Source organism: Rhizobium sp. L9 (assembly GCF_002531885.1).
In the GTDB taxonomy this organism is placed as follows: Bacteria; Pseudomonadota; Alphaproteobacteria; order Rhizobiales; family Rhizobiaceae; genus Rhizobium.
On record NZ_NWSZ01000005.1, the window covers coordinates 182,296 to 209,265 of the forward strand.

Annotated in this window: 30 protein-coding genes; 14 read left to right on the forward strand and 16 right to left on the reverse strand. The window is 62.2% G+C overall.

What is annotated here, in order from left to right:
* Positions 1 to 290 precede the first annotated feature (290 nt).
* Together CO660_RS06160 and ilvN are read left to right on the forward strand one after the other, a co-directional pair.
* Complete coding sequence (locus CO660_RS06160) at positions 291 to 2,081, forward strand: acetolactate synthase 3 large subunit (RefSeq protein WP_097597997.1); 1,791 nt, start codon at positions 291 to 293, stop codon at positions 2,079 to 2,081.
* Positions 2,082 to 2,104: 23 nt separating this feature from the next.
* Positions 2,105 to 2,677 carry an acetolactate synthase small subunit gene (gene ilvN / locus CO660_RS06165; protein WP_011426035.1) on the forward strand — a complete coding sequence of 191 codons (573 nt, stop codon included), beginning with the start codon at positions 2,105 to 2,107 and terminating at the stop codon, positions 2,675 to 2,677.
* Positions 2,678 to 2,874: 197 nt separating this feature from the next.
* Here ilvN and CO660_RS06170 read toward each other — a convergent pair whose 3' ends face one another.
* On the reverse strand, positions 2,875 to 3,723 hold the full coding sequence (locus tag CO660_RS06170) for an aldo/keto reductase (protein ID WP_097597998.1): 849 nt from the start codon (positions 3,721 to 3,723) through the stop codon (positions 2,875 to 2,877).
* 151 nt (positions 3,724 to 3,874) lie between these two features.
* Between CO660_RS06170 and CO660_RS06175 the strand changes: the two genes are divergently transcribed.
* Positions 3,875 to 4,468 (forward strand): LysE family translocator, encoded by a 594-nt coding sequence (locus CO660_RS06175; protein ID WP_097597999.1) that lies wholly within the window; start codon positions 3,875 to 3,877, stop codon positions 4,466 to 4,468.
* On the opposite strand, the gene CO660_RS06180 is transcribed toward CO660_RS06175, so the two are convergent.
* Positions 4,460 to 4,936, reverse strand: coding sequence for a DUF2269 domain-containing protein (locus tag CO660_RS06180; protein ID WP_097598000.1), 477 nt, complete (start codon positions 4,934 to 4,936; stop codon positions 4,460 to 4,462). The genes CO660_RS06175 and CO660_RS06180 overlap by 9 nt on opposite strands.
* Positions 4,936 to 6,207 (reverse strand): SDR family oxidoreductase, encoded by a 1,272-nt coding sequence (locus CO660_RS06185; protein WP_097598001.1) that lies wholly within the window; start codon positions 6,205 to 6,207, stop codon positions 4,936 to 4,938. The genes CO660_RS06180 and CO660_RS06185 overlap by 1 nt, the downstream gene beginning before the upstream one ends.
* Positions 6,208 to 6,562: 355 nt before the next feature.
* Between CO660_RS06185 and nthA the strand changes: the two genes are divergently transcribed.
* Genes nthA through CO660_RS06200 form a run of 3 tightly spaced genes read left to right on the forward strand, consistent with a single transcriptional unit; the run spans position 6,563 to position 8,242 of the window.
* On the forward strand, positions 6,563 to 7,228 hold the full coding sequence (nthA, locus tag CO660_RS06190) for a nitrile hydratase subunit alpha (protein WP_097598002.1): 666 nt from the start codon (positions 6,563 to 6,565) through the stop codon (positions 7,226 to 7,228).
* Complete coding sequence (nthB, locus tag CO660_RS06195) at positions 7,225 to 7,884, forward strand: nitrile hydratase subunit beta (RefSeq protein WP_097598003.1); 660 nt, start codon at positions 7,225 to 7,227, stop codon at positions 7,882 to 7,884. Before nthA ends, nthB begins: the two co-directional genes overlap by 4 nt.
* The gene (locus CO660_RS06200; RefSeq protein ID WP_097598004.1) at positions 7,871 to 8,242 is read left to right on the forward strand and encodes a nitrile hydratase accessory protein; all 372 of its coding nucleotides are present in this window, start codon (positions 7,871 to 7,873) and stop codon (positions 8,240 to 8,242) included. Before nthB ends, CO660_RS06200 begins: the two co-directional genes overlap by 14 nt.
* Positions 8,243 to 8,245: 3 nt before the next feature.
* Here CO660_RS06200 and CO660_RS06205 read toward each other — a convergent pair whose 3' ends face one another.
* From CO660_RS06205 to CO660_RS06215, 3 genes are read right to left on the reverse strand one after another with little or no spacing between them, the layout of a single operon-like run.
* Entirely contained in the window at positions 8,246 to 9,028 is a 783-nt protein-coding gene (locus tag CO660_RS06205; RefSeq protein WP_097598005.1) for an anti-sigma factor, read from the reverse strand.
* Positions 9,025 to 9,540, reverse strand: coding sequence for an RNA polymerase sigma factor (locus CO660_RS06210; RefSeq protein ID WP_085778724.1), 516 nt, complete (start codon positions 9,538 to 9,540; stop codon positions 9,025 to 9,027). Before CO660_RS06210 ends, CO660_RS06205 begins: the two co-directional genes overlap by 4 nt.
* 16 nt (positions 9,541 to 9,556) lie before the next feature.
* Positions 9,557 to 9,937, reverse strand: a complete 381-nt coding sequence (locus tag CO660_RS06215; protein WP_085778723.1) for a hypothetical protein — start codon at positions 9,935 to 9,937, stop codon at positions 9,557 to 9,559.
* 270 nt (positions 9,938 to 10,207) lie between these two features.
* On the opposite strand from CO660_RS06215, the gene CO660_RS06220 reads away from it, so the two are divergent.
* Positions 10,208 to 10,696: an Rrf2 family transcriptional regulator gene (locus CO660_RS06220; RefSeq protein ID WP_097598006.1), complete on the forward strand. Its 489-nt coding sequence runs from the start codon at positions 10,208 to 10,210 to the stop codon at positions 10,694 to 10,696.
* Here the strand turns inward: CO660_RS06220 and CO660_RS06225 are convergent, their stop codons facing one another.
* The 4 genes from CO660_RS06225 to CO660_RS06240 all read right to left on the reverse strand — a co-directional run bounded on the left by CO660_RS06225 (position 10,697) and on the right by CO660_RS06240 (position 14,059).
* Positions 10,697 to 12,178 carry a cyclic nucleotide-binding domain-containing protein gene (locus CO660_RS06225; protein ID WP_097598007.1) on the reverse strand — a complete coding sequence of 494 codons (1,482 nt, stop codon included), beginning with the start codon at positions 12,176 to 12,178 and terminating at the stop codon, positions 10,697 to 10,699.
* A gap of 97 nt (positions 12,179 to 12,275) precedes the next feature.
* Entirely contained in the window at positions 12,276 to 12,692 is a 417-nt protein-coding gene (locus tag CO660_RS06230; RefSeq protein ID WP_097598008.1) for a cupin domain-containing protein, read from the reverse strand.
* A 62-nt stretch (positions 12,693 to 12,754) separates the two neighbouring features.
* Positions 12,755 to 13,513: an SDR family oxidoreductase gene (locus CO660_RS06235; protein ID WP_097598009.1), complete on the reverse strand. Its 759-nt coding sequence runs from the start codon at positions 13,511 to 13,513 to the stop codon at positions 12,755 to 12,757.
* 66 nt (positions 13,514 to 13,579) lie between these two features.
* Entirely contained in the window at positions 13,580 to 14,059 is a 480-nt protein-coding gene (locus CO660_RS06240; RefSeq protein ID WP_097598010.1) for a carboxymuconolactone decarboxylase family protein, read from the reverse strand.
* A 131-nt stretch (positions 14,060 to 14,190) separates the two neighbouring features.
* Here CO660_RS06240 and CO660_RS06245 point away from each other — a divergent pair, with 131 nt between their 5' ends.
* Positions 14,191 to 15,117 carry a LysR family transcriptional regulator gene (locus CO660_RS06245; protein ID WP_097598011.1) on the forward strand — a complete coding sequence of 309 codons (927 nt, stop codon included), beginning with the start codon at positions 14,191 to 14,193 and terminating at the stop codon, positions 15,115 to 15,117.
* 83 nt (positions 15,118 to 15,200) lie between these two features.
* Positions 15,201 to 16,328 carry an ATP-dependent RecD-like DNA helicase gene (locus CO660_RS06250; protein WP_097598012.1) on the forward strand — a complete coding sequence of 376 codons (1,128 nt, stop codon included), beginning with the start codon at positions 15,201 to 15,203 and terminating at the stop codon, positions 16,326 to 16,328.
* A gap of 95 nt (positions 16,329 to 16,423) precedes the next feature.
* Here CO660_RS06250 and CO660_RS06255 read toward each other — a convergent pair whose 3' ends face one another.
* Positions 16,424 to 17,116, reverse strand: a complete 693-nt coding sequence (locus CO660_RS06255) for a MerR family transcriptional regulator (protein WP_085778715.1) — start codon at positions 17,114 to 17,116, stop codon at positions 16,424 to 16,426.
* A gap of 431 nt (positions 17,117 to 17,547) precedes the next feature.
* On the opposite strand from CO660_RS06255, the gene CO660_RS06260 reads away from it, so the two are divergent.
* Entirely contained in the window at positions 17,548 to 18,300 is a 753-nt protein-coding gene (locus CO660_RS06260; RefSeq protein WP_097598013.1) for a pyridoxine 5'-phosphate synthase, read from the forward strand.
* Between the two features lie 408 nt (positions 18,301 to 18,708).
* Here CO660_RS06260 and CO660_RS06265 read toward each other — a convergent pair whose 3' ends face one another.
* Complete coding sequence (locus CO660_RS06265) at positions 18,709 to 19,617, reverse strand: SDR family oxidoreductase (protein WP_097598014.1); 909 nt, start codon at positions 19,615 to 19,617, stop codon at positions 18,709 to 18,711.
* 123 nt (positions 19,618 to 19,740) lie between these two features.
* Here CO660_RS06265 and CO660_RS06270 point away from each other — a divergent pair, with 123 nt between their 5' ends.
* Complete coding sequence (locus tag CO660_RS06270) at positions 19,741 to 20,157, forward strand: helix-turn-helix domain-containing protein (protein ID WP_085778712.1); 417 nt, start codon at positions 19,741 to 19,743, stop codon at positions 20,155 to 20,157.
* Here CO660_RS06270 and CO660_RS06275 read toward each other — a convergent pair.
* From CO660_RS06275 to CO660_RS06290, 4 genes are all read right to left on the reverse strand, one after another.
* Positions 20,154 to 21,368, reverse strand: a complete 1,215-nt coding sequence (locus CO660_RS06275) for an MFS transporter (RefSeq protein WP_097598015.1) — start codon at positions 21,366 to 21,368, stop codon at positions 20,154 to 20,156. The genes CO660_RS06270 and CO660_RS06275 overlap by 4 nt on opposite strands.
* Positions 21,369 to 21,477: 109 nt before the next feature.
* Positions 21,478 to 22,101: a TetR/AcrR family transcriptional regulator gene (locus tag CO660_RS06280; protein ID WP_097598016.1), complete on the reverse strand. Its 624-nt coding sequence runs from the start codon at positions 22,099 to 22,101 to the stop codon at positions 21,478 to 21,480.
* 70 nt (positions 22,102 to 22,171) lie between these two features.
* Positions 22,172 to 23,089, reverse strand: coding sequence for a helix-turn-helix domain-containing GNAT family N-acetyltransferase (locus CO660_RS06285; protein WP_097598017.1), 918 nt, complete (start codon positions 23,087 to 23,089; stop codon positions 22,172 to 22,174).
* Between the two features lie 233 nt (positions 23,090 to 23,322).
* Positions 23,323 to 24,042 carry an aspartate/glutamate racemase family protein gene (locus tag CO660_RS06290; protein ID WP_097598122.1) on the reverse strand — a complete coding sequence of 240 codons (720 nt, stop codon included), beginning with the start codon at positions 24,040 to 24,042 and terminating at the stop codon, positions 23,323 to 23,325.
* A gap of 154 nt (positions 24,043 to 24,196) precedes the next feature.
* Here CO660_RS06290 and CO660_RS06295 point away from each other — a divergent pair, with 154 nt between their 5' ends.
* The 3 genes from CO660_RS06295 (at position 24,197) to CO660_RS06305 (ending at position 26,798) form a co-directional block, all read left to right on the forward strand.
* Complete coding sequence (locus tag CO660_RS06295) at positions 24,197 to 24,661, forward strand: Lrp/AsnC family transcriptional regulator (RefSeq protein ID WP_097598018.1); 465 nt, start codon at positions 24,197 to 24,199, stop codon at positions 24,659 to 24,661.
* Positions 24,662 to 24,833: 172 nt separating this feature from the next.
* The gene (locus tag CO660_RS06300; RefSeq protein ID WP_097598019.1) at positions 24,834 to 25,355 is read left to right on the forward strand and encodes a BA14K family protein; all 522 of its coding nucleotides are present in this window, start codon (positions 24,834 to 24,836) and stop codon (positions 25,353 to 25,355) included.
* 177 nt (positions 25,356 to 25,532) lie between these two features.
* Entirely contained in the window at positions 25,533 to 26,798 is a 1,266-nt protein-coding gene (locus tag CO660_RS06305; RefSeq protein ID WP_097598020.1) for an NAD(P)/FAD-dependent oxidoreductase, read from the forward strand.
* Positions 26,799 to 26,970 lie beyond the last annotated feature (172 nt).

Here is a 26,970-nt window from a genome sequence, read left to right on the forward strand (position 1 = left end):
GTCGATCCTTTAACAAATCCTTCATCCTATCGATTTTGGGAGGCGGGGGCCCAGGGCAGTTTTTTGTTGCGGCATGCGTTGACGCTGCGAAATTTTCTGTCTATCACTGCCGGCCATGAAAATCGCAACGGCTCTTATCGTGGTGGGAAGGCGCATGGGCAGGATGGTGTAACCATCCGGCGACAGCCACCCATGCGCTAGATGACAGGCTCCTCCGGGGCCTTTTTTTGTGCCCGAAATCGGGCTCCCGGCCACAAACGCAAATCCAGCATCAAACGGAACAGACACAGATGAGCACGGACAATCAGGCGGCAGGCAATCGGATGACGGGGGCGGAGATCGTTCTCAAGGCGCTGAAGGACAACGGCGTCGAACATATCTTCGGCTATCCCGGCGGCGCGGTTCTGCCGATCTATGACGAGATCTTCCAGCAGGACGAGATCAAGCACATTCTCGTCCGCCACGAGCAGGGGGCCGGCCATGCGGCCGAAGGCTACGCCCGCTCCACAGGCAAGGTCGGCGTCATGCTGGTGACCTCTGGTCCTGGCGCCACCAATGCGGTCACGCCGCTGCAGGATGCGCTGATGGATTCGATCCCGCTCGTCTGCCTGACCGGCCAGGTTCCGACTCCACTGATCGGCTCCGACGCCTTCCAGGAATGCGACACGGTCGGCATCACCCGGCCCTGCACCAAGCACAACTGGCTGGTCAAGGACGTCAACCAGCTCGCCGCCATCATTCATGAGGCCTTCCGCATCGCCCAGTCCGGCCGTCCAGGCCCCGTCGTCGTCGATATTCCGAAGGACGTGCAGTTTGCGACCGGCACCTACACGCCGCCCGCCGATTACGCGATCCAGAAGAGCTACCAGCCGAAGATCCAGGGCGACCTCAACCAGATCCATGCGGCGATCGAGATGATGGCGAATGCGCGCCGTCCGATCATCTATTCCGGCGGCGGCGTCGTCAATTCCGGTCCCGAGGCCTCCAAGCTGCTGCGCGAGCTGGTCGAGCTCACCGATTTCCCGATCACTTCGACGCTGATGGGCCTCGGCGCCTATCCGGCTTCGGGCAAAAACTGGCTGAAGATGCTCGGCATGCACGGCTCCTACGAAGCAAACATGGCGATGCATGATTGCGATGTCATGGTCTGCATCGGCGCCCGCTTCGACGACCGCATCACCGGCCGTCTCAACGCCTTCTCGCCGAATTCGAAGAAGATCCATATCGATATCGATCCGTCCTCGATCAACAAGAACGTCCGCGTCGACATCGGCATCCGCGGAGATGTCGGCCATGTCCTCGAAGACATGGTCCGCCTGTGGCGGGCGCTGCCGAAGAGGCCGGAGAAGGGCCGCCTCGAGGATTGGTGGAGCGATATCGCCCGCTGGCGGGCGCGCAATTCCTTTGCTTATACCAAGAGCAATGATGTGATCATGCCGCAATATGCGCTGGAGCGGCTCTATGCGCATACCAAGGACCGCGACACCTACATCACGACCGAAGTCGGCCAGCACCAGATGTGGGCGGCGCAGTTCTTCGGCTTCGAACAGCCGAACCGCTGGATGACCTCAGGAGGCCTCGGCACGATGGGCTACGGCCTGCCGGCGGCCCTCGGCGTGCAGATCGCCCATCCCGAAAGCCTCGTCATCGATATCGCCGGCGATGCCTCGATCCAGATGTGCATTCAGGAAATGTCGACGGCGATCCAGTACGACGCGCCGATCAAGATCTTCATCATGAACAACCAGTATATGGGCATGGTGCGACAGTGGCAGCAACTGCTGCACGGCAACCGCCTGTCGCACTCCTATACGGAAGCGATGCCCGATTTCGTCAAGCTTGCGGAAGCCTATGGCGCGGTCGGACTGCGCTGCGAAAAGCCGGACGAGCTCGACGACGCCATTATAGAGATGATCGAGGTCAAGAAGCCGGTCATCTTCGATTGCCGCGTCGCCAATCTCGCCAACTGCTTCCCGATGATCCCCTCGGGCAAGGCGCATAATGAAATGCTGCTGCCCGACGAAGCCACCGACGAAGCCGTCGCCAACGCGATCGACGCCAAGGGCCGTCAGCTCGTATAACGATAAGGTAGGAACCCAGGACCATGAACGCACATCTTCAGCCCACGGGCTCTGCCTATTTCATCTCTCCGGAAACGACCGCGGTTGAGAGCCACACGCTCTCGGTTCTCGTCGACAACGAGCCCGGCGTGCTTGCCCGCGTCATCGGCCTGTTCTCCGGTCGCGGCTACAATATCGAGAGCCTCACGGTTTCCGAGACGGAACACCAGGCGCATCTGTCCCGCATCACCATCGTCACCCGCGGCACGCCGCATGTGCTGGAGCAGATCAAGGCGCAGCTCGAACGCATCGTGCCCGTGCACCGCGTCGTCGATCTGACGGTGCGGGCCCGCGAACTCGGACAGGACCGGCCGATCGAGCGGGAAGTTGCGTTGGTCAAGGTGATCGGCGAGGGCGAAACGCGCGCCGAGACGCTGCGGCTTGCCGATGCCTTCCACGCCAAGGTGGTGGACGCGACGATCGATCACTTCATTCTGGAGATAACCGGCAAGTCCTCCAAGATCGACCAGTTCATCGCGATCATGAAGCCGCTCGGCCTGATCGAAGTATGCCGTACCGGCATTGCTGCGATGAACCGTGGTGCGCAGGGGATGTGAGCCTGCTACCGCTGTTAGGTCCGTGCCGATTAGCTGCCCCTCACCCCTAAACCTTCTCCCGTAAACGGGGCGAGGGGACGTGCGAAACGCAACGTCGAGGTGGATGAAGCCGACTCGGCATATCCCCTTCGCCCCGCACGCGGGGAGAAGGTGCCGGCAGCCGGATGAGGGGTTTTTTAGCTGCCAGCCGCTGTAGATCACAGCATCTCCAGCGGCTTTTTCCCGGCTGGCGGCGGGAAGGCAGCGTCGAGCGCTTCCCAATCCTCGTCGGTGATATCGAGCGACACACAGTCGCGGTTTTCGCGAACACGTTCGGCATTCGAGGTCTTCGGGATGGCGATGACGCCGTCGCGTTTCAGCAGGAAGGCGAGCGCCAGTTGGGCGGGTGTCGCCTGGTAGGCCTTGGCGATGTGGATCAGTTCCGGATGATGGAGGATGTGGCCCTGCTCGATCGGCGAATAGGCCATGACGGGAATGCCGCGGCTTCGGCACCATGGCAGGAGGTCGAATTCGATGCCGCGGCGAGAGAGATTGTAGAGCACCTGGTTGGCGGCGACATTGACGCCATCCGGCACGCCAAGCAGTTCCTCCATGTCGTCGGTATCGAAGTTGGAGACGCCCCAGGCGCCGATCTTGCCGGACGCCTTCAGCATCTCGAAGGCGGCGACGGTCTCGGCGAGCGGATAGTTGCCGCGCCAATGCAGGAGATAGAGATCGATGCGGTCCGTGCCGAGGCGTTCGAGGCTGTGTTCGCAAGCCTCGATCGTGCCTTTCAGGCTGGCATTCCAAGGATAGACCTTGCTGACGATGAAGACCTCGTCGCGCCGTCCCCTGACCGCCTGGCCGACGATTTCCTCGGCGCCACCATCGCCATACATTTCGGCGGTATCGATCAGCGTCATGCCGAGATCGATACCGGCTCTGAGGCTTTCGATCTCGGCCTTGGCATGGCCGGCATCCTCGCCCATGGCCCAGGTTCCCTGGCCGAGCACCGGCACTTCCGCGCCGTTCGGGATTGTGATCGATGGGATAGGGTCGTCCTGCATGGTCTTGATCCTGGTCAGGAGATTGGGCTGCGCCGCTATCTTTCAAGTAATCCTGTCACCATGACAATGATGTATTGGTATCGGTGATTTAGGACAGTTATGCTGACCTAAATAAAGCGGGCTGCTGGAAAAGCCGGCTTCGGGAGGTTTCATGCCACTGGATACGTTTCTCGCTCTCGTTCTCTTCGCCTTTACGACGTCGATCACGCCGGGGCCGAACAATATGATGCTTTTCGCTTCGGGCGTGAATTTCGGCTTCCGCAGGACTGTCCCGCATATGTTCGGCATCGGCGCCGGCTTCTTCTCGCTACTCATTGCCGTTGGTCTCGGGCTCGGCGCGCTGCTGCACACGATGCCCATGCTCTATACCGCGCTGAAATTCGCCGGCGGCGCCTATCTCCTCTGGATCGCCTGGAAAATCGCTTCGTCGCGTTCGCTCAGCGAAGGCAAGAGCGGTGCGGCGCCAATGTCCTTTGTCTCGGCGGCGGCTTTCCAGTGGATCAATCCGAAAGCCTGGGTAATGGCGGTCACCGCAATGGCGACCTATACGAATCCGGAGCTTTATCTCGTCAGCGTGTTGATCGTCGGCCTGGCTTTCGCGGTGGTGAACGTGCCGAGCGTCTCGAGCTGGGCAGGCTTCGGCTCGGCGCTCAGGGAATGGCTTTCCGATCCGGTGCGGCTGAAGTGGTTCAATATCAGCATGGCCGTGCTTCTGGTGGCGAGCCTCTGGCCGATGCTAAAATAGAGCGATCGACGGTTTCGTCAGCATCAGCCAGAAAATGCCGAAGACGGCCGAGAAAGCCGGAAAGCCGAAAACGAACCAGATGCGGTAGAGGCTGTAATAGTGGGGCGGCAGGGCGCTTCCCGAGCTTGCCGCGGCGCGGGCGAGGTCGCGCAGTCGGATCTGGATCCAGACGACCGGCAGCCAGAACAGACCGGTGACGACATAAAGCAGCAGTGACAGCGCAATCCAGCCCTCCGACAGGTCCCAACCGATCGACCGCGCCAGGAGATAGCCACTCAGCGGTTGGAGAAGAGCGGCGGTCGCCGTGAAGACGGTGTCGGCAATGACGACGGTCGCGGCGACATGGGCGATCAGCGCGGGCTCGCGTGTGCGGTGCGCCATCACCATGAAAAAGGCGATGCCGGCGCCGGTGCCGAAGAGCACGGTTGCGCCGATCACATGGGCAAGCAGCAGCCATTGCTCGAGCATCAGCGTTCATCCAGGGTGGCAAGCGCCGTGAGCGTCAGCAGGATCGACGGCAGTACCTTGACAAGCGGACCGAGCGGATCGAGCCAGAGCGCCGGTTCGAGAAGTGTGCCGCCGGTGAGATAGGCCAACGAGACGGCCAGCATGCCGAGGAGGGCGCGTTTGGCGAGCGGGCGGATAAGGACGGCGGCGCCGAGCGCGATATCGATGAGACAGGTGACAAGCGTCAGCATCGCCGCTGCCGCTTCGGGCATGAAGGGCGGGAAATGCGCGGATGCCTTCTGCACCGCCAGCAGCGGGATCAGGCCGGAGAGCAGCCAAAAGGCCGACAGGCCCGAAATGACGAGCGGCTTCAGCAGATAGAGCCTGGCGAACCAGAGATCCTGTACGCCGGAGGGATTGGCAGCGAGCGTTGCCGCGGCTGATGTCGCGGCAAGGCCGCTCTCCGCCTTCGCGCTTTTTAAGCCTTCCGACATGACGGTCATTGCCGTCGAGCGCAACGGCGAGCGCCAGCCGAGCAGGCCGGAGAGGTCGGCGAGCCATGTCACGGGCTGCGCCAGCCAAGGCGCAAGCGAAAACACGCGGGCGGGCGGCAGGCCCAGCCATTGCCGATGAAGGCGCACGAGATCGGCGAGCGTCAGCACCTCGTCGGCGGCAAGAACGATATCCCCGCGCAGATCGCCTGAAACCGCCCGCGACGCGGCTTCCGCCACGTCGTCCACCGACAGGGTTTCGACCCCGCTTTCGGCGTGGATGAGCGGCAGCGCCAAGGGGAAGGCGGCAAGCGCCCGGATGAGCGACGAGCCGCCATGGGCATTGCGGCCGAGAACGAGGGCAGGGCGCAGGATGAGCTGAGGCAGGCCGCTTGCCGCCAGCGCCTCGTCGGCGCGTCGCTTGGTGGCGAGGAAAGGCAGATCGCTGGCGGCGCCCGCCGTCCTTGCCGATATCTGGATGATCAAAGGCTGAGAGCGTTTCGCTGCGGCATAGAGCGCCAGCATCGCATCTTCCTGTGTGGCCGCCAGATCATCCGACAGGCCGTCCTGCAGCGCGCCGGCGCAATTGACGACGGCATGCTGGTCGTTCAGGAGCTTCTCCCAGTCCTCGGCCTTCGTCATGCGGGATAGATCGGCCCGCCGCCAATTTATCGCAGGCTGCTTCAAACGCGCCCGCGCGGGATCGCGGCCGAGCCCGGTCACGGCATGCCCATCGGCCGCGAGCCGGGCCGCGACGACGGAGCCTATGAAGCCGGTTGCGCCGAGAATCAGGATGTTCATGGCTGGAGATTAGCGGAAAAGTTTGAGGGGGATAGGAGGGGTTGGCGGGTGCGTAGGGTGTGATAGAAAAGGGGATGTTTGCGTTGCTTCCCACGGGCGATACTTTGAGAAGGGCGGGGCCTTGCAACGATTCCCCTTCTCCCCAGCGGGGAGAAGATGCCGGCAGGCAGATGAGGGGGCGAGCGGCGAAGCCGCGGGTGCGCGAAGCGTAAGCGAAGCGCAATGACGGGTCGCCGTATGGCCCCCTCATCCGACCCTTCGGGCCACCTTCTCCCCGTGGGGTAGAAGGGGTGCCCGGGCCGCCGCCGAGAGAAGAAGCGGACACTACCTATCTGTCGTTTGGGAGAACATCGCATTGCACGACCATGATCACGACGACCATCACAACTACGACCATCACCACGACAACCGCTACTCCGACATGCAGGCGCGCGTCAAAGCGCTGGAGACGCTGCTAACGGAGAAGGGGTTGATCGATCCGGGGGCAATCGATGCGATCGTCGAGACTTATGAGAGGAAGGTGGGGCCGCGCAACGGTGCGCGTGTCGTCGCGAAAGCATGGAGCAATCCCGAATTCGCGGACTGGCTGAAACGCGATGCGACGGCGGCGATTGCGAGCCTTGGGTTTACCGGCCGGCAGGGCGAGCATATGCGCGCCGTCTTCAATACGCCCGACACTCATAACCTGATCGTCTGCACGCTCTGCTCCTGTTATCCCTGGTCGGTGCTCGGCCTGCCCCCGGTCTGGTACAAGGCTCCGGCCTATCGCTCGCGCGCCGTAATCGATCCGCGCGGCGTACTGGCCGAATTTGGGCTGGTGCTGCCTGCGCAGAAAAAGGTCCGCGTCTGGGATTCGACGGCGGAGCTGCGTTATCTCGTAATCCCCGAGCGGCCGGCGGGCACGGAAGGGTTGGATGAGACCTCATTGGCCGATCTCGTCAGCCGCGATGCGATGATCGGGACGGCGATCGCGGGCAGCTCGAAAATTTCAGCTGCCGGCAGTCCGGAGGCTCTGCCATGAACGGACCCCACGATCTCGGCGGGCAGATGGGTTTCGGGCCTATCGCCCCTGAAAAGGATGAGCCCTCTTTCCATGCCGACTGGGAGAAGCGGGCTCTCGGCATCACGCTTTCCTGCGGCGCTTTCGGCGCCTGGACGATCGATGAGAGCCGGCATGCCCGCGAAAATATTCCGCCGGCCGATTATCTTGCCGCCAGCTATTACGAAATCTGGATCCGCGGCGTCGAAACGCTGCTCGAACGGCACGGTTTTGCGACGCGCGAGGAGTTGCTGTCTGGGCGCAAGCTGCAGGAGGGCGCGACGCCGAAACGGGTGCTGAAGGCCGAGATGGTACAGGCGGTTCTCGCGAAAGGCGGGCCATGCGATCGTCCTGTCGAGGCGGCGCCGATATTTGCGGTCGGCGAGACAGTGCGGACGAGGAATTTCAATCCGGCCACCCATACGCGCTTGCCGCGTTATGCCAGGGCCAAGACCGGCATCGTCGAAGCGGTGCAGGGTTCCTTCGTCTTTCCCGATGACAATGCGCATGGCAAGGGCGAGAACCCGCAATGGCTCTATACCGTCATCTTTGATGGCACGGAGCTCTGGGGTGAGGGTGCCGACCCGTCGCTGACGGTCTCGATCGATGCATGGGAGAGCTATCTTGAGCGTGTGTGAAATACCCTCTCAGCTCTCGCAATCGCCGGGTTTACCGAAGTCGCCGGAGGGTGATCCTGTTTTCCCTGAACCTTGGGCGGCTGAAGCCTTCGCCATAACCGTGCATCTGCATGAGAAGGGGCTGTTTTCCTGGACCGAGTGGGCCGAAACCCTTTCGCGGGAATTGCATCAGCCAGGCCGAGCCGAGGACGGCAGCGATTATTTCGACTGCTGGGTGGCGGCGCTCTCGGACCTGCTGGTCAGTCGCGGCGTGGCGGATGCATCCCTACTCCTCGACCTGCAGAAGAGCTGGCAGCGGGCGGCCGAAGCGACGCCGCATGGCAAGCCGATCGAGCTTGCCAACGATCCGCTGCGCTAAACGTCATGACGGGAACTGCCGATAGCACTCCTCGGCCACCGCGCGCAGCGCTTCGCGCGAGATTTCGCCGGTGACGGCATAACCGAGTTCGCCGTCGATCCAGTAGAAGGTTTCGAGATTGCCCGATGAGGCGAAGCGGAAGCTCGTCGTGCGGTTTTCCCTGTTGCGGCCGACCATGACGGTCAGGCGCTCGCCGGCCTGGTTCTCGTACATGAACATCGCGCCCGGCCGGCCGTCGACCGGCAGCAGGCGGCCGCCGACCAGCTTGAAGCCGAGGGGCTGCAGGTTCGGGATCTTGAGGTTCTCGATCGCCAGGCGCTTGCCGAGCCAGGTGGCGAGATGGGCTTCCTCGTCGGCGAAGACCTCGACGGGATGACGGACCTCGGCGGCATAGACGGTAAAGGCGGTCTCGGCCTGTTTCGGGAAGGTTTCTGAGCCGGTAAGCTGCAGCTCCGGCTTTTCTAGAAGAGCCGGGCCATAATGCCCGCTGACGGCGCCGAGCGCAAAGACGAGGAGGGCCGCGGCGGCGAGTGCCCAGCGCTTCCGCGCGGGCGCCACCGCGCGTGAGGGCGCAACGAGCAGAGGATCAGTGTCCCTGGCCTTCTCGTACCCGGCAAAGAGGGAACGGATGCCTGCGTTCTGCGCCTGCCATTCGGCGATCATCGCCGCGTCGTCCGGGTTGTCCGCGAGGTAGGTCTCGATGCGGGCGCGCGAGCTTTGCGGCAACTGGCCGTCGGCATAGGCGTGGAGATCGGCTTCGGTGACGATCGGGTTGGTCTCGTTCATTTCGGTCTCCGAAGCGTAATGACGTTATCGGCCTTCAGATGCTCGGCGACGCGCCGGCGGGCGCGCGACAGGCGCGACATGACGGTGCCGATCGGGATATCGAGAGCGGCGGCGACCTCGCTGTAGCTATAGCCCTCGATGACGACGAGCATCAGCACGGCGCGGTGCTCCTCCGAAAGGCTGTTCAGCGCATCGTTGAGCCGGGCGCGCTCCAGCGGATCGGCCGGCGGTTCAGGCGCTGCCATATCCTCCGCAGCATTGAGCTCGACCAGGCCGTCGCGCGCCTTGCCGCGCCGGCCGTTGCGATAGAGATTGGTCATGATGGTCAGGACCCAGCCGCGCAGGTTGAGGCCGCGCCATTGGCCGCGGCGCGCCAGGACCTTCTCGACACAGTCCTGGAGCAGGTCCTCGCCATCGGCATCCGAGCGCGTCAGGCTGCGCGAATAGCGCCTGAGCGAGGGCAGGAGGGCCAGGATCTGGCCCTCGAACGTTTCGGGTGCGGGTATCTTCACGCCGGTTCCCTTGGCGTCAAGGTTTTGCGAGGTCCCAGTTGCCGCCGACACCGTCGCCGGTGATGTCGCCGGCCTTCTTGTCCTTGACCCAGTAATAAAGCGGCATGCCGTCCTTGGCCCATTGCTTCTTACCATCCTTGCGTTCAATGATCGAATATGCACCATCGGCCTTGGCATCGGAAGCGGCCATCAGCGGCGGCCAGTTCTTGGCGCAATCGCCGTTGCAGTTGGAAACGCCCTTGGCGTCTTTCTTGAAGGTGTAGAGGGTCATGCCATTTTCGCCGGCAAGCACCTTGCCCTTGGCGGTTTCGACTTCCTTGACGGGAGGGGCTGCGAAAGCAGCTGTCGCGGCAAGCGCGGCTGCCGCCGCGACGGACAGGAATTTCACGGATGTCATGATGTCTCTCCTCAGGTTGGGCACGCAATGCTGCGATACCTGATATGAGACACGGGGCGAGGCGGTTTTATTCCCGGCTGAGCGAAAGTTTTTCGCGGGCTCAGGGTGAGGCTGGAGAGAGGCCGCGGAGAGCACGATACAAGCGAGGGACGATCTGCTCGGCGAAGGTGGACATCTTCGCTGTCGCTGCCGGTCATTTACATCATGACGCTTTGCGGATATCCTGTATCCTTAATTTGGTTCGCAGAACCAGCCATTATGAGTTGCTGAATGATCCTGAAAAGCCAGGTTGAGTGGGCGCTGCATTGCTGCGCCATTCTCGCGGGCCTGCCCGAGGGCAGGTATCTCTCCACCAAGGCGCTCGCCGAGCTTCACGGTCTGCCGAAGGAATATCTCTCCAAGGCGCTGCAAAGCCTTTCGCAGGCCTCCCTGGTCGATACCACGCTCGGCCCGAGCGGGGGCTACAGGCTTGCGAGATCCCCATCCGAGATCAACTTCCTTGATATTGTCGAGGCGGTGGAGGGAAAGGCGCGCAGCTTCACCTGCACGAATATCCGCGAGAACAATCCGTGCCGGCCGGCAGGCTATTGCGACAGCAAGCCTTGCGCGGTTGCGCGCGTCATGTGGGAAGCCGACGAGGCTTGGCGAAATACGTTGAGAGCCGTCCGGCTCTCCGATCTTGTCGGCACCTTATCCGAGGAGGTGCCGGCGGACATCTGGCAAAGCACGTTCCAATGGGTGCTCCAGCGCGCCGGCTGATCATGCCCTGAAGATAGTTCTGATGGTGTTCAGGATGGCATGCGCGTTGCGGACCTGTTCCGGAGGCAGGCCAGCGCTGTCGCGGAAGCGTTCGGCGCGGCCGGCGAGGGCTTCGGCGATTTCTTCGGCCAAACCGGGGCGTTGGGTGAGCAGCGGCGCGAAGGCTTCCTGGTCGATTTCATAGACCGTCGCCGGGGTCAGGGCCTCCAAGGCGCAGACTTCCTGCATGCCGGCGAGCAATCCTGTCTCGCCGAAAAAATCGCCCGGTGCGAAGCGCCCGCGCTCTTCGCCTTCGCGCCGCGCCACGATGATGCCGGCGCGCACCATCATCAGCGAGGGCAGCATTTCGCGCTCCCGCACGATCACATCGCCCTGGCGGAACTGCCGGACAGTCGTGGTTTCGGCGAGTTTCTGCTTTTCATCTGACGTCAGTGTCGCAAAGACCGGAATGGCTTCGATCAGCGCAAGCGGCGTGACGCTCGGCGGCCTGGCGTTTTCTTCGGTCGGCAGATCGGCGGTCAGCACCTGGGCCGCGGGCGGAACGGCGAGAAGCAGGCCGGCGGATTTGCAATGACGATAGACGAGATCTAGGACTTCATTTCGCGCCGTCACGCGCTGGCTTGGGCTCGTCACCCGAAACAGCAGCTCGACCTCGAGTGCGGTGGCATCCAGCCCTTTCAAAGCGACGACCGGCGCAGGCTCCCGCACGATCGAATTGCAGCTCGTGAGCGCGGCGATCATGATCTGCCGGATCGATGCCGGCATCCGGGTCGGGGCGATGCGGACGGTGAGGATCAGCAGATGGGTCTCGTCCGGCCGGCTGACATTGGTCAGGCCGAGTTTCGCCAGGAAGCTGTTGGGCAGGACGACGACATTGTTGGCGCCGGTCAGGATGTGTGTCGCGCGCCAGTTGCTTTCGACGATGCGCCCTTCCGTGCCGTCGCTCAAGAGAATCCAGTCGCCGATGACATAGGGCCGGCCGAGCGTCAGCGCGATGCCGGAAAAGACGTCGGCAAGCGTGTTCTGAAGCGCCAGGCCGAGAATGATGGCGACCACGCCTGATGTCGCGACGAGGGTGCCGATCGGCACGCCGAAGACGTAGGCGAGGATCGAGAGCGCGATGCCGATATAGACGATGCCGACGACGAGATCCTGGAGCAGGCGGGCCTCACGCGGGCTGCCCTCCAGCACCAAATAGAGCCTGATGAAGCCGATGACTGCCCATGCCAGATGGACCCACCAGAGCGATTTCGCCAGGATGACGAGTAGGGCTCGCGGGTCCTCGGATTGATACCCCCCGAAATGATGCGGTTCGATGCCGCTGCCGACGAGGATCAGCGTCATCACCGCAAAGAAGAGGATCTGCACCACCAGCCGCGTCGTCGGCCGCTGACTGGAGAGGAAATACCAGACAATGATGCCGGCAAAACCGACCACGATCAGGGACATCAGCGGCCTACCGAAGAGCACGTCGTAGATCATCTCTTTCTGTCTCCGGAAGGGGCGCCGGCACATGATTCAGCGTGTCGGCCACCCGCGAAAGCGGCCGGCTCTCCGCGGGTGGCCGTCAGGCGAATACTCACTTTTTCAGCGGGAAAGTCAGTTCTTTCTGATCGGTGTCGACGACGAAGACGGCGAGCAGGCGGGCGGGCTCGGTCTCGCTGCCATTGGCGCTGACGCCATGGCGGTCGCCCGGCATTTCCGAGAAGCTTTCCCCGGCCTGATAGACCTTGACCGGGCCGTCATTGACCTGGCTGCGGATCGATCCTTCTAGCACGGTGGCGTAGATGAAGGCCGAGTCCGGGTGGGTATGGCCCTCGGAGAGGCCGCCCGGCCCATATTCAACCAGCACGCCCTTGATGCTCTTGCCCGGCACGTCCGGCAGTTCGTGCTCATAGACGAGCGTCACCTTCGCGGATTTGCTGCTGTCGTCGGCGGCAGCGCCGGTGGCTGTGAGAAAGGCGAGGGCCGCGGCGAGCATTGATGTCCTGATCATGGGAATCTCCTGTGTTGCTGGGATGGAGAGGACGCGCCCAAGCGACCGCGTCCTGAGGCAAGTCAATCACTTCGACTGGCTGATTTTGCGAACCACTCTTCGAAGGTGATCGTACCGAGCCGCGGATTGTCGTTGGAGACGAGCGACTGATCGTTCAGCCTGGCGCCGAAATATCTTGCCTCTGCATCGGCTTCGACAGTCCTCGGGTCCTTCATCGCTTTCAGATAGCGGGCGACGAGATCGCTGAGGCGAGCGCGTTCGGGACCCGAGATCTCGATTGTCTTGTTGGCGGGGGCGGAGAGCGCCACGTCGGCCATGGCGTCGGCAACGTCATCGGAGGCGATCGGCTGCACATAGGCCGGCGACAGGCGGACCGTCTGGCCGACGGTGCCGGACTGGGCGATGCCGTTCAGGAATTCCATGAACTGCGTCGAATGCACGATGGTATAGGGAATACCCGAGGTCCTGATCAGCTTTTCCTGAGCGAGCTTACCGCGGAAATAGCCGCTTTCCTGCAGGCGCTCAGTGCCGACGACCGACAGCGCGACATGATGCTTGACGCCAGCGACCTTTTCGGCGGCGAGAAGATTGCGTCCCGAGGTCTCGAAGAATTCGAGCACGGCCTTGTCCTCGAAGGAAGGTGAATTGGCAAGATCGAGCACGACCTGAGCGCCCGCAAGCGCTTCCGCCAAGCCTTCTCCGGTGATCGTGTTGACGCCTGAGTTCGGCGAGGCGGCAATCACCTCATGGCCGCGCTTACGCAGGCGCTCGACGGTTTTCGAACCGACGAGACCGGTTCCGCCAATGACAACGATTTTCATAACGGATCTCCTTTCGCTGCCGGGGTGCGGCAGCGTCAAAATGAAGCTTCTAATGAATTGCGAGGGTTAGTTCAGGCCTGCCTTATCGAGGCCGTAGGCCTTGTCGGCCGTGCCGGGCACAGTCTTGAAGCCGACATTGACGCGGTTCCAGGCATTGATTGCCATGACCACGAAGGTCAGGTCGGAGATTTCCTTTTCGGAAAGCTGGCCGCGAACCCGCTCATAGATCTCGTCGGGAACGCCGCCCTCCGGCAGTTTCGTCAGGGCTTCGGTCCAGGCCAGCGCGGCGCGCTCGCGGGGAATGAACAGGTTCGATTCCCGCCAAATAGCGACGTGATAGATCCTGAGCTCACTCTCGCCGAGGATTTTAGCCTGCTTCACATGCATGTCGAGGCAGAAGCCGCATCCGTTCATCTGCGAAGCGCGGATCTCGACCAGGGCCTGCAGCTTCTCGTCGATCACGCTGCTGCGGAGCGCCATGCTGAATTCCATGAACTTCTTGAAGAGCTCGGGTGACTGCTGGGCGTAGTTCAATCGCTGGGTCATGTCTTTCTCCTCTAATTAAGGATATTTAATGTCCTTATGGATAAATGATATCCTTAATTGCTGGACTGTAAAGTCATTCTCGCTTAGTCTGGCAGCATAAAGCCTATGCGCAAAAGTATGAGGAGGAGGGGATGGATATCGTTTCGGCATTACGGACCTTTCAGCGCGTCGTGGAGACGGGCTCGTTTTCAGCCGCGGCGCATGATCTCAATGTGACCCAGCCCGCTGTCTCCCGGCAGGTTGCGGCACTCGAGGGCCATTTCAACACGCGCCTGCTGCATCGCACGACGAGCGGCCTGTCGCTGACGGCGGAGGGGGAGAGGATGCTGCCGATGGCGCTCCGGATTCTCGAGGCGGTGGAAGAGCTCGGCGATGCCGCCGGATCGGATGGAGCGATCGCTTCGGGCAAGGTCAGGCTCAGCGTTCCGGCACCGCTCGGCCTCTATCTCAGCGAGCGGTTGGGCGATCTTCTCGCCGCTCATCCCAAACTCTCGGTCGAACTGCTTTTCAGGGAGCAGAGCTCCGATATGATCGAGGAGCGCCTCGATCTCGAAGTGCGCCTTGGCCCGGTCGCCGAAAGCAGCCTCGTCTGCCGGCGGATCGGCTGGACGATGGCCTTCCTCGTCGCGTCTCCCGCCTATCTCTCGCGCAGGGCGGCTCCACGCGCCCCGAAGGACATCAAGGATCATGAATGCCTGTGCTACGCGAGGGCAGGCGAGGCCAATACATGGTCCTTTTCGAACGGCTCGGAAGATATATCGGTCAGGATCTCGCCGCGGCTGACCGCCTGCAACGCCGTCGCCATTCACAGAGCCGCCCTTGCCGGCGCGGGACTGGCGGTGCTCTCCCACATTATCGCCTTGTCCGATATCGCCGCCGGCCGGTTGATCCAGGTGATGAAGGATTTCCAGCCGAGCCGGCTGCCGGTCACCGTCGTCTATCCCTCGCGACGCAACATGCCGCTGCGCGTCAAGACCGTTCTGGATTTTCTGATGGATGCGATGGGGCAGGACCCGTCCATGTGTGCAGGCGCCGCGGACCGGGCCTGGAACGGATGAGCGCCGGGATCTGCCGTCGTCGGCCATGCCGCGTCAGTTTCCGCCTTGCCTAAGTCAGGCGAATCCTGCCAAGTCGTCTGATCATGCAATTTGCGCCGCAACAAGACGAAGCCCTGAAGGCTGTTTCGAAATGGCTGAACGAAGGGCGCTCGCCGCTCTTTCGCCTGTTCGGCTACGCCGGAACGGGCAAGACGACGCTTGCCCGGCATTTTGCCGAGAATGTCGATGGCGATGTCCTGTTTGCCGCTTTTACCGGCAAAGCCGCGCAGGTGCTGCGTTCGCGCGGCGCCTCCAACGCCAAGACCATTCATTCGTTGATCTACCGCCCGCGCGGCGAGGAAGCGGTGGAGGACGAGGAAACCGGCAAGACCTCGATTGCGCCAATGTTTGCGATCAACCGGCAAAGCCCGGTGGCGAAAGCGGCGCTGATCATCGTCGACGAATGCTCGATGGTGGACGAGGCGCTCGGCAGGGACCTGATGAGCTTCGGCACGCCGATCCTGGTGCTCGGCGATCCCGGCCAGCTGCCGCCGGTTTCGGGCGGCGGCTACTTCACCAACCAGGAGCCGGATTATCTCCTCACCGATATCCACCGGCAGGCGCGCGACAATCCGATCATCAAGCTCGCCATGCAGGTGCGCGAAGGCAACGAGATCATGTATGGCGACTACGGCACGGCCAAGGTGATCTCGAAGAACGAGGTGACGCAGCAGCTCGTGCTCGATGCCGATCAGGTGCTGGTCGGCACCAACAGGACGCGGCGGCGCTATAATCAGCGCCTGCGCGAACTGAAGGGTTTCAGCGCCGATTATCCGCAGACCGGCGACAAGCTGGTCTGTCTTCGGAACGATCCGGCCAAGGGCCTGCTCAACGGCTCGCTGTGGCAGGTGATGACTTCGTCCAAGGAAACGACGAAGCCCGGCATCAATCTCCTCGTCCGCCCGGAGGATGACGACATGGATCGCGGGGCGGCCAAGATCAAGCTGCTCAAGCAGGCCTTCGAGGATGTCGAAGGCGAGATCCCCTGGAACACCCGCAAGCGCTACGACGAGTTCGACTATGGTTATGCCCTGACCGTCCACAAGGCGCAGGGCTCGCAATGGAACGACGTCGTGCTCTTCGACGAGAGCTGGGCCTTTCGCGACACGCGGGAACGCTGGCTCTACACCGCGATCACACGCGCGGCGGAGACGCTGACGATCGTTCGCTGATCCCGATCGGGGCCGGCCCCTCATCTGCGTTCATCGCTGCGAACCGGACAGTTATGGTTTAAAGGGGAAGGAGACAGTGGCGCTCGTCAGGGGAATTAAGCCTGCACGATGCCCAGCAGCACGGCCTTGGCGATCGCCTGAAAGCGGTTGTTGGCGCGGAATTTCAGGATGATTCCGGCCTCGAGATCCCTGGTCTCATCATGCTTCAGATCGAGTGCCCGGGCGATGCGCTGGGTGGAATAGCCCTCTGCCATCAGTTCCAGGCAACGCAGTTCCTGCGCGGTCAGGCTGGAACTGTCCTGATTGTCGTTGAGCGGCTGCGTCTCCATGCCGTCGTCGAAATCCAGGAGATCGCCGACCTGCTGGAGCTGGCGGTGCAGCGTCGACATTTCGGCCGTCAACTCGCGCTTGCGCACCTGCAAGACCTCGCGGAACATCGCCTCGGCCGATTCCTGCGAATCGGCGTTGCGAAGCTCGTCCATCAGTTCCTGGATGACTGCAATCGGCATGCCTGTCTCGCGGCAGACGGTGATGACGGCCATGCGCATCACGTCGTCCTGGCCATAAACGCGCATCAGGCCGATGCGATTGGCCGAGATCAATCCCTTTTCTTCGTAGAAATGCAGTGTCCTGTGCGTAACGCCGAATGCGTTGGCCATATCTGCGATAGGCACCGGACCTTCCGGCAGATCCGGCGGCAGCGCGGCCAAAGGCAGGAACCGGTATTTCGACCGGGCCTCCGAAGCGACACCGGCGGCAGCAAACAGGCGTTTGGAACCGTCTGGCATGAACCCTCCTAGGGCATCTTGTTGCACCTCATGCGGTTTTGCCAGTTGCTTCCCGGTCGCGGCGAGTGGGGTTTCCTCTGAGCGTCTTCTATGGGAAAGAAGCAGTACGCGGCCTACGTTTACGCGACACAATGTCCACGTTATGCGTGAACGATCTTTTTTATAAGTGCTAAAAATAATCTCTTTTAAATGGGATAGCAACGCGACGGGGCGCTCTACAGGTTTTGCGCGAAGGTTCCAGCAAAACACGCGCTGCGCCCGCCGCATCTTCGCAGCCGGCGGGAACCGCTATTCCTGGTACGCCCCTCACTGTTGTAATGCCGATCCATCAATATCGGCGTCGCATTCATCTGCGATTCTCGTTGGCCATCGCCGGGCACTTGGCTTAAAAAGCGTGGCCTCCCGTTTCCGAGACCGATGGATAATCCGCCATGCCAGCCAAGCTCTCCGTGAACCTCAACGCCATCGCCATGCTGCGCAACCGGCGCGATCTGCCCTGGCCGAGCGTCGAAGCCCTCGGGCGCATAGCCCTTGCATCAGGCGCCAGCGGTCTGACGGTGCATCCGCGCCCCGACCAGCGCCATATAAGATTTTCCGACTTACCCGTCATCCGCAACCTGATCGACGACGAATTCCCGAAGGCCGAGTTCAACATCGAGGGTTATCCCACAGAGGAATTCCTCGAACTCTGCGCCGGCGCTGCACCCGAGCAGGTGACGCTGGTGCCCGACGACCCGTCGCAGGCGACCTCCGATCACGGCTGGGACTTCCGCAAACACCAGGCGTTCCTCACCGATGTCGTGGCGCGGCTGAAGAAGATGGGATGCCGGGTCTCGCTCTTTGCCGACGGCGATGGCGATGCGGAAGCGGTCAAGATCGCCAAGGCGCTCGGCGCCGACCGGATCGAACTTTACACCGGACCGTATGGCGGTTGCTACGATGCGCCCGAACGGGCGGCTCCCATCCTCGAAGCGCTGGGAAAGACTGCAGACGCGGCACTGGCGATCGGCCTTGCCGTCAATGCCGGGCATGATCTGACGGTCGCAAACCTGCCTGATCTGGTGAAGCGCATTCCTGATCTTGCCGAAGTTTCCATCGGCCATGGGCTGACCGCCGATGCGCTGGAATATGGCATGGCGGAAACGGTGCGGCGGTTTTGCAGGGCTTGTGGGCAGAAGGTTTGACGATGGCGTCCAGCGACGACACGGCGGTATCAACTGGTTTTGCCGTCGCATCGGTAGCGCCCTGGGGTTACCGCCTCTGTCCTGCCGGACATATCCCCCACAAGTGGGGAGATCGGCTGGGCGAGATGGCTTCTCCAAACCACTACCCTATAGCTGCCGCGCTACGGTAGCGAGGGAGCGATGGTCTAGCCTCCTGCCACTCTCCCCACTTGTGGGGGAGATGCCGAAGGGCAGAGGGGGTGTCACACGGCACTCCCTCCTCCTCGGTCATTCGTGTCCTCAGGGCTTTACCGCGCGATGTTACAGGAATTCACGCACGGCGCGTCCGCGCCGTGCGTAATTCATTCGACGTGAAGCTTTCTCACTCGCGCTGCATCCTTGCGACGTTGCGCAGGGATGCATATCGGCTCAATGCCCCCCGGCGCTGCCAGCCGCCGTCAGTGCAGCCTTATGCGCCACGAAGAAATCCTTCAGCGGCAGCGGCTGTCTACCCGTTAGTTTGGTGAAGTCTCCGGTCACGATCTCGAATTTGCCGGCGCGGATGTTGGCGTCGGCGGAGACCAGCATGTCGGCGATGAAGCCGGGGAGGCCGGCGCCGCGGATGCCCTGGCCGAGCTGTTCGTCCGTGACGTCGACCACATCGAGCGGCTTGCCGGCGGCTTCGGAGACGGTGGCGGCGACCTGCCGATTGGTCAGCAGTTCAGTGCCGGTCAGCGTGTAGGTGGCGCTTTCGGCGGTGCCGGAGGCAAGGGCTGCGGCGATCGCCAGAGCGCAGTCGTCGCGCGATATCGTCGAGATTTTGCCATCGCCCGTGGCGCTGAACCATTTGCCGCCCTGTAGATTGTGGGGCATGCCATGCAGATAGTTGTCGTGATACCAGGCGTCGCGGATGATTGTGTAGGCGAGGCCGCTCGCCTTGATAGCATTTTCGGTGCCGAGATGGTCGGGCGCGAAAGTGACGAGCGAATCGTCGGGGGCCGGCATCGAGGTGTAGGCAATGTGCTTGACTCCTGCCTTGGCGGCGGCAGCGACGGCGGCCTTGTGCTGGGCCAGACGCTTGCCTGGGGTGTCGAGCGCGTCGGTGCTGATGATCAGCAGCCGGTCGACGCCGGCGAAAGCCTTTTCCAACCCTGCCGCGTCATCGAAATCGGCCTTGCGGGTGACGACGCCCTTATTTGCGAGCTCGGCGAGCTTCTCGGGGCTGCGCGTTGCCGCGACGATGTTGCCGGGGGCAACCCTGTAGGTTTCAATGAGGTGGTGGATGACACGCTGGCCGAGCTGTCCGGCGGCGCCGGTGACCAGGATGGTTTCGCTCATGGGTCGTTCCTTTTGCGTTGGGCGAGGTAGTCTCAAAAAGAGACTAACTCTAGAATAGGAATTGACTTCGCGGTGTAAAGGAGGCAGTTTTTCGGCTCTACGTTACCAAAAGGGAACCAGCAGATGAGCGGCGCGGTCCTCAGTCTGAAGAACAAAATGGCGGGGGCGCGGCGCGAGATCGACCTTGCCGACCTCGATTTTTCCAATTGCCCGGTTCGGGACATGATGCAGCAGATCGGCGGCAAATGGTCGACGCTGCTGCTCGAGGTGCTGGCGGCCGAGCCCCGTCGGTTCGGCGAACTCAGGCGGATGCTGCCCGACATCTCGCAGCGTATGCTGACGCAGACGCTGCGCGATCTGCAGAGGGATGGTTACATCGCCCGCGAGGTCTTCCCGACCAAGCCGCCGAGCGTCGAATATTCTATGACCGATCTCGGCCGCTCGCTCTATCAGCCGCTGTCGCAGCTTCTGAACTGGGCGGAAGCGAATCACGATGCCGTTCGCGCCGCCCGTTCGCGTTTCGATTCCGCAGAGAGCTAAGCTTTGCCGCGGCGGCCTTCCGTCAGGAACAGCAGGAAGGCGAGTGCCGGGAAGGCGAAACCGATCCAAGCCGTCATCGTCCAACCGCCGGTCGCATAGGCCCAGCCGCCGAGCGCCGAGCCGAGCGCGCCGCCGGCAAAGAAGGTGGCCATGAAGAGGCCGTTCAGCCGGCTGCGATGTTCCGGGTTCAGTCCGTAGATGGCGCGCTGGCCGCAGACGAGATTGGTCGTTACCCCGAAATCGAGCATGATCGCCGCCACCGTCAGAAGGATCAGGGCGGTGAGCGAGCCGTCGCCTGCGAAATGACTGATCACGAAGGAAACCATGCCGAGCAGCATGGCGATCGTCGTGGCGATCTTCGTCATGCCGCGGTCGGCAAGCCGGCCGGCGATCGGCGAGGCGATGGCGCCGGCCGCACCTGCCAGCGCGAAGAGGGCAATGCCATTCTGCGTCAGGCCGAAGGCCGGGCTCGCGAGCAGCAAGGGCGTCGTCGTCCAGAACAGGCTGAAGGCGCCGAACATGCCGGCCTGATAGAGGGCGCGGCGCTGCAGCACGCGCGAGGTCATCGCCAGATGGGCCATGGAGGCGAGCAACTCGCCATAACGCAGCTTCGTCTTCGGAAGGCGCACTGGCAGGTTGGCGCGCAGGACGATGGCGAGCGCGATCATCAGCCCGGCGGTGAGGTAATAGACGACGTGCCAGGAGGAAGCTTCGGCGACGAAACTTGCGAAGGGCCGCGCCAGCATGATGCCGGCGAGCAGGCCGCTCATGACATTGCCGACGACCTGGCCGCGTGTGGCATCCGGCGCCATGTTTGCGGCAAAGGGTACGAGTACCTGGACGGCGACCGAGGCGAGGCCAATGGAGAGCGAAGCGGTGAGGAACATCGCAGGCGTCGTCGACAGTGCGGCGCCAATCAGTGCCGCGGCAGAGACTGATATCAGCAGCAGCACCAGGCGGCGGTTTTCCGTGAGATCGCCAAGCGGCACGATCAGCAGCAGGCCGAGTCCGTAGCCGATCTGCGTCAGCGTGACGATCAGGCCGGTGGCGGCGGGCGTGAAACCGAGATCGGCGCTGATCGGGCCGGCAAGCGGCTGGCCGTAATAGAGATTGGCGGCCACCAGCCCGCAGGCGGCGGCGAAAAGGAAGGTGAGCCAGGGTGACAGCGTTCGTGGAATGGCCTTCTCAGGCGTCGTGGCTGAAATGCTCATCGGAAACTCCGGTATCCAAGGATTTGCGAGGATTGAATGCAAAAATGCTGGCTGCGGCCACCCGATCCTTGATCGGATGCCGTTATTTTCGATCGTCTCGGGCCCGACCTCAGGTCACGAGCTTCATCGACGCTTCAGCCGCGGCGAGCATCTCCTGCCTGCCGCGTCCTGTTTTGCCGATGACGCGCAAGCCCTTGGTGAAGCAAAGAAAGGCGAGGGCGGCGGCATCGGGGTCCACGGTCTGCGGAATGGTGCCGTCGGCCTGGCCGAGGCGGATGAGATCGGCCATCAGCTTCTCGTCGGCGGCAAAGGCGGTCGCGACGTTGGCGGCGGCTTCCTCGTCGAGCAGGGAGAAATCGTTGGCACCGCCGACGACGAGGCAGCCTTTGCGGCCGGCATCGCCATAGGAGAGCTCGGTATAATACATCACCATCTGGAAGACTTTTTCGCGGCCCGTCTGCACAGACGCGATCATCGCTTCCAGACGCCGGCGGCCGAGCTGGCGGTAGCGCGCAAAGGCGGCAAGAAAGACGCCGCGCTTATCCTTGAACGCCTTGTAGATGCTGCCCGAAGCGAGATCCATCGCCTCGGTCAGATCGCTGATCGAGGTGGCGTGGTAGCCGCGTTCGGAAAAGACCCGCAGGGCGGCATCCAGAGCGGCGTCCATATCGAACTCGCGCGGACGGCCACGACTGCGAGCTTTTCCATCTGAGGTGAGGTTGTCAACGGTCATGATCCCTAATTAGGGAATGATTGTTTCCAAATCAAGCGAAATTTTTGCGACGCAACATTCGGGGCCGACATCAGAGGGTAAGAACCCAGTTCTGGCCGTTCGCCTCAGGGCCGAACATGCGATGTCTCTCCTCGGAGACAAGTCGGAAGCCTGCTTTGACGTAGATGGCGCGGGCGGTTTCCAGCATGTCGTTGGTCCAGAGGGAAAGCTCGCGATAGCCCTTCTGCCTGGCGAAACGGATGCATTCGTCGGCCAGCAGCTTGCCGAGCCCAAGACCGCGGGCCGATTTGTCGACATAGAGCAGGCGTAGCTTGGCGACGCCGTCGCCGCCATTGGTGACGAGGACGGAGCCGACATTGATGCCGCCGCGTTCGGCGATCCAGCAATATTCGAGCGCTGGATCGAAATTGGCGAGGAATTTTCCGGCGACCTCGGCGACCAGCGCCTCGAAGCGCAGATCCCAGCCATATTCCTCGGCGTAAAAGCGGCCCTGGCTCTGAACGATCCAGCCAATATCACCGGCGCGGTGGGAGCGGAGGATGGCCGGCGCCGGTTTGACGGCCGGATCGAGCAGAGCGCGGATCGTGCCCATAGCCGAGACGACAGCCTGCGGTTCGCCGTCGGCCAGCGTGTCGAAACGGGCTGCAATCTGCGCATTGGCGCGCCGGCCGAGTTTCTCGAACTGCTCTCGTCCCTGATCGGTGACAGTGATGACCTGGCTGCGTAGATCGGCCGGGTCGGGGCTGGTCTCGATCAGCCCCTCGTCGCGGAAACGCTTGAGGATGCGGCTGAGATAGGCCGGGTCGAGATGCAGGTCGCGCACGAGGCCGGCGGCGCTCACGCCGTCATGCGAGCCGATCTCAAACAGGATGCGGGCATCGGTCAGCGTAAACGGCGAGTCGAGATAGGCCTTGTTCAAGAGGCCGAGGAAGTTCGTGTAGAAGCGATTGAATTCGCGGGCGGTTTCGATGAGCGGGATATTGGACATGGCGAAGGTCTCCAGGTGGAGACACCGCGGTTGCCGACAAGACCCGCGACTTCTCTTTCGACATGCTCTGGCATCCCCGAGCATCTGCCGTCAGTCGATAGGCAGCAGATCCTCGGCACAAGGCCGAGATGACGCCGGGTGAGATGAGGCGCGTCAACAACTGACAAAAGTCTCCGTATGAAGACTTTTGTCACGCATTTAGTGGACTGAGTCAACTAAATTGTCGCTGCGGTTCAGGCGGCTTCTTCTTCCGTTTTTTCCTCAGCCCCAAAAGCGAACTCGACTGCCGCGCGCGCATGGATCGTCGTCGTGTCGAAGCCCGGCAGCGGCAGGCGGTCAGGATCGAGGATCAGGCAGATCTCGGTGCAGCCGAGGATGATGCTATCGGCACCTCTTTCCATGGCGCGGTCGATGATCGCGATCAGCTTTTCGCGTGAACTATTGCGCACCCTGCCGGCGCAGAGCTCGTTGAAGATGATGTCGTGCACGGTGGTGCGGTCGGCAGCATCCGGCACCATAATGTCGAGACCGAGGCTCTTCATGCGGTCGGCGTAAAAACCGTGCTCCATCGTGTAGCGGGTGGCGAGCAGCAGCGGGCGTTTGCGGCCGGCGGCATGCAGCGATTTCGCCGTCTCGTCGATAATATGGATCAGCGGCACGGAGATCTTCTTCGCAACCTCGTCAGCGATCAAATGCATGGTGTTGGTGCAGATGAGGACGCAGCCGGCGCCGCCTACCTGCAGGCGCAGAGCCACATCGGCGAGGCGGCGGGCGGCCATGTCCCAGTCGCCGGCCTTCTGAAGCGCGACGATTTCCTCGAAATTGACCGAATGCAGGATGAGCTCCGCCGAAGCGAGGCCGCCTTTGCGGGCGCGCACCATCTCGTTGATGAGACGATAATAGACCGCCGAACTTTCGAAACTCATGCCGCCGATCAGGCCGATCGTTTCCATCACTTTACGCTCCCAGGCTTCAACTTCGAAAATCATGCCGCAATCTCGGCGCGGCGTGTTTGCGTTATTTGTCCTTCACGCTTAATGTGTGCTATAAAATTGCGCGATTTTGAAGAATCGCGCAAAACGAAGGCGCAAGGTTGACTTCACACACATGCTGGACGATCGCGACAGACGTATTCTAGACATGCTGCAGACGGATGCAGGCATATCTGTCACCGACCTCGCGGAGCGCGTGGCGCTTTCCGTCTCGGCTTGTTCGCGGCGCATTCAACGGCTGGAGGAGACCGGCTATATCGCCAGGCGCATCGTCGTGCTCGACCGCGAAAGGATGGGCGTGCCGACCACGGTCTTCGCGCTGGTCAAGACGGCGCATCATTCGGACGAATGGACGGAGAGTTTTCGCAGAATCATCAGAGATATTCCCGAGATCGTCGAGGCGCACCGGTTGACCGGCAATCACGATTACATCCTCAAGATCGTGCTGCCGCGCGTCGAGCATTACGATGTCATCTATAAGCAGATCGTCCGTAGGCTGGAACTTTTCGACGTGTCGGCTTCGATTTCGATGGAAAAGTTGAAGCATGGGATGGCGATACCCGTGGGTTACGCTCGGTGAACAGCGGTATGCTGAAAAGCAGGGTTGGGTCGCCCGAGGAGCCGTTACCCTGACTGCCATCGATAGGAATTGATTTTTCTCGATACGGAACATTTTTCGATGTATTATGTTCACCTTTGGTTCAGGAGGAGGGGAGGATATTTCCTCCTCTTGAAGGAGGAGGAGAACAATCATGAGAAAGCTGACTGTCGTTACGTTATGCTTGATCATGGGTGCCCCCGGCATCACGCCGGCACAGGCGTTTCCGGCTATCAATCCACCCAGGATCGAAGCGCAGCAGCAAATCGAGCATGTGCGATGGCGCGGCCACGGCGGCCACTGGGGTGGCGGCTATTACGGAGGCGGCTATCACGGCCATCATCACCATGGATCGGATTGGGGCTGGGCCTTAGGCGGTCTGGCCGTCGGCACCATCATCGGCGGCGCCTTGGCGCAGCCCTATTACGGCTCGTACTACGGTTCACCCTACGGCTATTACGGCTCGCCCTACCGCTATTACGGCTCGCCCTACGGCTATTACGGCTCGCCGTACCGCTATGGCGGCTATTATGGCCGGCCCTATCGGGCCTATGCATATGGAGGGGGCAGCAGTCACGTGAGCTGGTGCTACGCCCGGTATCGTTCGTACCGGGCGTATGACAATACCTACCAGCCCTATTATGGCCCCCGACGTCAGTGCGTCGGTCCCTATTGATTGGCACTGACGCCGTCTGCATTATGAACTGTTTTCAGGCCGCCCAACTTCTTCCGATCCGTTGGGCGGCCTTCTTCGACTGCGATCGGCGCAGGGGAGACATGCCGAAACGGCGATTGCAACCTTTGCGGCGAAGGCCACATTGGCTCTCAGCGAAATGACGCAGAAGGGCAGGTCATGGGCGATCATCATGTGGTTGTTGTCGGCGGCGGTTTCGGCGGACTGCAGCTCGTCAACGGGTTGAAGGGCGCAGGGGTGAGGATCACGCTCGTCGACCGGCGCAACCATCATCTCTTCCAGCCGCTGCTCTATCAGGTGGCGACGACCATTCTCTCCACCTCGGAAATCGCCTGGCCGATCCGCCGCCTCTATGCCGACCGGCCCGACGTGACCGTGCTGCTCGGCGAAGTCGCCGATGTCGACAGCGGCGCGAAGACGGTTTCGTTACGCAACGGCATGACTCTCGGATACGACACGCTGGTGCTGGCGACCGGCGCGACACATGCCTATTTCGGTCATGACGAATGGGAGCCGGTAGCGCCCGGCCTGAAGACCCTGGAGGACGCGACGACGATCCGCCGGCGTGTGCTGCTTGCGTTCGAGAAGGCGGAGTTGGAGGCCGATCCGCTCGTGCGCGACGCGCTGCTCACCTTCGCCATTGTCGGCGCTGGGCCGACCGGCGTCGAGCTTGCCGGCATCATAGCCGAACTCGCGCATTTCACGCTGCCGAACGAATTCCGCAACATCGATACGCGCAAGACCCGTGTCGTGCTGGTCGAGGCCGGCCCGCGGGTGCTGCCGACCTTCGCCCAGGAGCTTTCGGCCTATGCCCAGAAGGCGCTGGAGAAACTGGGGGTCGAGGTCCTCCTCGGCAAGCCGGTGACGGAGTGCGGCGCCGACGGCGTGCAGATCGGCGAGACCTTCATCCCGAGCCGGACGATCGTCTGGGCCGCCGGCGTCACAGCTTCGCCGGCAGCTCGCTGGCTCGGCGTGCCGGCCGACCGGGCAGGGCGTGTGGTCGTCGAAGAGGATCTGAGCGCGCCCGGCCTGCCCGATGTCTTCGTCATCGGCGACACCGCCTTGGTGATGCGCGAGGACGGCAAGCCGGTGCCGGGTATCGCACCCGCAGCAAAGCAGCAGGGCGCTTATGTCGCCAAGGTCATCCGCGCGCGTCTTTCGGGCAAGCCGGCGCCGGCGCCCTTCCGTTACCGGCACCAGGGGAGTCTCGCGACGATCGGCCAGAGTGCGGCGATCATCGATTTCGGCCGGATCAAGCTGAAAGGCTGGATTGCTTGGTGGATTTGGGGCCTCGCCCATATCTACTTCCTGATCGGCACCCGCTCGCGCTTCGCTGTCGCCTGGAGCTGGCTGTGGATCTATCTCAGCGGTCAGCACAGCGCCCGGCTGATCACGCAGCGGGAGACGATGCGAGAGGAGGCGTAGGTTTTCTTCTTTTCGTCAGCTGAAGGACGGCGGGAGAGGGCGCGCCGTGTGGCACCCCCCTCTGCCCTGCCGGGCATCTCCCCACAGGTGGGGAGATCGGCTGGGCGTGATTGTTCCCCAAACAACTACCGCATCGTTATTCGATACAGCAGAGAGGGACCGACGATCCAAC